Consider the following 3,912-nt stretch of genomic DNA (forward strand, 5'->3'; position numbering starts at 1 on the left):
AGGTACCAGCCGCCGCCCGCGCTGATCACGACGGCCACGTGGTGGTCGAGGGTGCGGGGGCCGACGGTGGGCAGCGCGCCGTACTGGAGGCCTACGCCGAGGCAGGCGAGGCCGAGGCGGTGGTGGGCGGGTGTGGGCGTGAAGAACCGCATCCAGGTGTGGTACATCCGCGCCCCCTCACACATTGCCCGGTTCACACAATGCTCGGTCCAAGTAGTGGCGATCTTTGTCCATGGACGTGATCGCCGCCAAGGGGAGAGAGTCGGCGCATGAGCGAGTTCACCGTGGGCGACAGGGACTTTCTGCTGGACGGGCGGCCGGTGCGGCTGCTGTCCGGGGCGCTGCACTACTTCCGGGTGCACGAGGCGTACTGGGGGCACCGGCTGGAGATGCTGCGGGCGATGGGCCTCAACTGCGTGGAGACGTACGTCCCGTGGAACCTGCACGAGCCGGCGCCGGGCGACTTCCGGGACGTGGCGGCGTTGGGCCGGTTCCTGGACGCGGCCCGGGAGGCGGGCCTTTGGGCGATCGTGCGCCCGGGGCCGTACATCTGCGCGGAGTGGGAGAACGGCGGGCTCCCGCACTGGCTGACGGGCGAGCTGGGGCCACGCGCGCGTACCCGTGACACACGCTTCCTGGGCCACCTGGAGCGCTGGTTTCGCCGGCTGCTGGCCGAGGTCGTGCCCCGCCAGCTCGACCGGGGCGGCCCGGTGATCATGGTGCAGGTCGAGAACGAGTACGGCAGCTACGGCTCCGACGCGGCCTATCTGCGGCACCTGGAGGGGCTGTTGCGCGACCAGGGGGTCACGGTTCCGCTGTGCACATCGGACGGCCCCGAGGACTTCATGCTGGGCGGCGGCTCCCTCCCCGGTGTCCTGGCGACGGTGAATTTCGGGTCCCACGCGCGCGTGGCCTTCGAGACGCTGCGCGAGTTCCGCTCCGAGGGGCCGTTGATGTGCATGGAGTTCTGGTGCGGCTGGTTCGACCACTGGGGCGGCGAGCATGTCGTCCGCGCCGCCGAGGACGCGGCGTCCGCGCTGCGGGAGATCCTGGAGTGCGGCGCGTCGGTCAACGTCTACATGGCGCACGGCGGCACCAGCTTCGCCGGCTGGGCGGGCGCCAACCGGGGCGGCGGAGCCCTGCACGAGGGCCCGTTGGAGCCCGATGTGACGTCCTACGACTACGACGCTCCGATCGACGAGTACGGGCGCCCCACGGAGAAGTTCTGGCGCATGCGCGAGGTGTTCGCCGAGTACGCCGACGCCCCGCTGCCCGAACTCCCGCCCGCACCATCCGTGTTGGGCCACCCGGCCGAGGCGCGCCTGACCGGCTGGGCACCCCTGGCCGACGTACTGGAGGCACGCGGCGGACCGGAGTCCACGGGCCCGGTCCCACCCACCTTCGAGGAACTGGACGTCGACCGCGGTCTCGTCCGCTACGAGGTGACCGTGCCGGGACCGCGCGCACCGTATCCGCTCACCGCGCGCGGACTGCGGGACCTGGCGGTGGTGTACGTCGACGGGGAGCGGGCCGGGATCCTCACGGAGGGCGACGAGCAGCTCAAGGAACCCGTCGCCGGGCACGCGCGCGTGGAGCTGTGGGTGGAGTCCCTGGGGAGGGCCAATTACGGGCCCCGGCTCGGGGAGCCGAAGGGGATCACCGGGGGCCTGCTGCACGAACGGCAGTACCTGCACGACGTACGCGCGCGTGGGCTGCGGCTGGACGCTCTGGAGGACGTCGAGGGAATTCCGCTGGGGGCGCTGCCCTCGGGCGACTCCCCCGGCCTGTACCGGGGCACGGTCGAGGTGCGGGGCGCCGGGGACGCCGTACTCGAACTGCCGGGCTGGACGCGGGGGTTCGTGTGGGTCAACGGCTTCAACCTGGGGCGGTACTGGTCGGCCGGGCCGCAGCGGGAGCTGTACGTCCCCGGGCCCGTGCTGCGGGAAGGGGTGAACGAGGTGTGGCTGCTGGAGCTGCAGGAGCGGGCTCCGGACACGTCCGCCGTACTGCTGCGGGCGGTGTGAACGCCTAGAGTGGAGAACAGGTCGGGGGGCGTCTTTGGGGGTACGGACGTGGCGGACGACGGACCGGTCGAGCACGGCTACCCGCACCTGGACACGGTGCGGGACTCCATCACCGCGCTCTACAAGCGGTTGTCCTACGACACCGTCCAGACGTTCGCCACCAGTGTGGCCCCCGTGGACGTGGCCTTCTGCGACACGGACGACCTGCATCTGGGGGCGCAGCGGGTGGCCCGGGAGATGGTCCGGCACTACCGGCTCCCGGATGCCCGGCTGATCGTCGGCTTCCGCGAGATGACGCATGCGGCGAACGTCGAACTCACGGCCGGGCCCGAGTACTTCGTCGAGTTGAACGACCGGTTCCGCACCCATCGCCGGGACATCGGCGCGGCTCTCGCGCACGAGGTGATGCATGTCTATCTGCACCGCCTGGACCTGTCGTTCCCCGGCACCCGGGAGAACGAGATCCTCACGGACACGGCGGCGACGTATCTGGGCGCGGGGTGGCTGCTGCTGGACGCGTACCGGGAGGACTCGGCGTCCTCGCAGAAGCTCGGCTATCTCACGCCGGAGGAGTTCGGGTACGTCCTCGCCAAGCGGGCGCTGGTCTTCGATGAGGATCCCTCGGTGTGGTTCACGAGTCCGCAGGCCTACACGGCGTACGTCAAGGGCATGGAGCAGGCCCGGCGTGACGAGCAGCAGCCTCCGCTGACGGCGGCGGGGTGGGTCGGGCGGCGCCGCTACGCCCATGACCGGCGGCACGGACCCGGTGCCCAGGCAGGCGTGCCGTATGCCTTCAGCGGGGACCAGGGAGGCAGCTTGCGGGTGTCGTTCCCTTGCCCCACGTGTCATCAGCGGATCAGGGTGCCGGTGCGGGGGAGGGTACGGGCGCGGTGTTCCTTGTGCCGGACGGTGCTGGAGTGCGACACGTAGGCCGGTGCGCCCCACTGGAGGCTCCGCCCCAGACCCCCGGCCTATGCCCTCCCACCACCCGACTCGGTCCGCCGAGAAGTGAACCCACAGAGGCAGACTCGGTCGGCCGAGAAGGGGACCGACGGAGGCGACCCGGACCGCCGCGAAGCGCGCCTCCGGAAGCGACTCGGTCCGCCGAGAAATGGACGCGCCTCCTCTCCGCCTACGCCCCGTACACCGCCCCCGGAACCCCCGCCTCCGCAAGGAGTTTCAACACCGTCTCCCCCGCCTCCCCCGCCCCCCACCGCGCCCCCTTGTCCGCACTCGGCCCGGCCCGCCACCCCTCCATCACGGTGATCCGCCCGCCCTCCGCCTCGAAGACCCTCCCGGTGACTCCGGCGCTCGCGGCGGACCCCAGCCAGACGACCAACGGGGAGACGTTCTCGGGGGCCATCACGTCGAAGCCAAAGTCGGGTGCGGTCATCGTCTCCGCGAAGGTGTGTTCCGTCATGCGGGTGCGCGCCGCCGGGGCGATCGCGTTGACCTGGACGCCGTAGCGAGCGAGTTCGGCGGAAGCGACGAGGGTGAGGCCGACGATGCCGGCCTTGGCCGCGCTGTAGTTTCCCTGTCCCACCGAGCCCAACAGGCCTGCTCCGCTGCTGGTGTTGATGATCCGGGCGATCGGGGTGCGGCCCGCCTTGGACTCGGCACGCCAGTGCGCCGCGGCGTGTTTCAGGGGCAGGAAGTGGCCCTTCAGGTGGACGCGCAGCACCGCGTCCCAGTCGTCCTCGTCGAGGTTGACGAGCATGCGGTCGCGCAGGTAACCGGCGTTGTTGACAAGGGTGTCGAGGCGGCCGTAGGTCTCCAGGGCGGTCGTCACCAGGGATGCCGCACCGGCGCCGGTGGCGATGTCGCCGCCGTGGGCGACCGCCTCGCCGCCCGCCGCGCGGATCTCCGCGACGACCTGTGCGGCGGGGCT

Annotated in this window: 3 protein-coding genes and 1 pseudogene; 2 read left to right on the plus strand and 2 right to left on the minus strand. The window is 71.4% G+C overall.

Annotated elements, in window-relative coordinates; all coding sequences use genetic code 11:
• Positions 1-167: pseudogene (locus R6V09_RS47870) on the minus strand (AraC family transcriptional regulator); the annotation flags it as partial.
• A 102-nt stretch (positions 168-269) separates the two neighbouring features.
• Here R6V09_RS47870 and R6V09_RS47875 point away from each other — a divergent pair.
• Both R6V09_RS47875 and R6V09_RS47880 read left to right on the plus strand, forming a co-directional pair.
• Positions 270-2,024, plus strand: coding sequence for a glycoside hydrolase family 35 protein (locus R6V09_RS47875; RefSeq protein ID WP_317887732.1), 1,755 nt, complete (start codon positions 270-272; stop codon positions 2,022-2,024).
• 48 nt (positions 2,025-2,072) lie between these two features.
• A complete protein-coding gene (locus tag R6V09_RS47880; protein WP_317887733.1) occupies positions 2,073-2,954 on the plus strand; it encodes a hypothetical protein in 882 nt (293 codons plus the stop codon).
• A 202-nt stretch (positions 2,955-3,156) separates the two neighbouring features.
• Here the strand turns inward: R6V09_RS47880 and R6V09_RS47885 are convergent.
• The coding region (locus R6V09_RS47885; RefSeq protein ID WP_317887734.1) for an SDR family oxidoreductase at positions 3,157-3,912 on the minus strand (756 nt) is incomplete at its 5' end.

The organism is Streptomyces sp. W16 (assembly GCF_033194735.1).
Classification (GTDB): Bacteria; Actinomycetota; Actinomycetes; order Streptomycetales; family Streptomycetaceae; genus Streptomyces.

What these genes read in the sequence shown, in the direction of transcription:
- R6V09_RS47875 (WP_317887732.1), top strand. Translation starts at nt 270, where the DNA reads ATGAGCGAGTTCACCGTGGGCGACAGGGACTTTCTGCTGGACGGGCGG.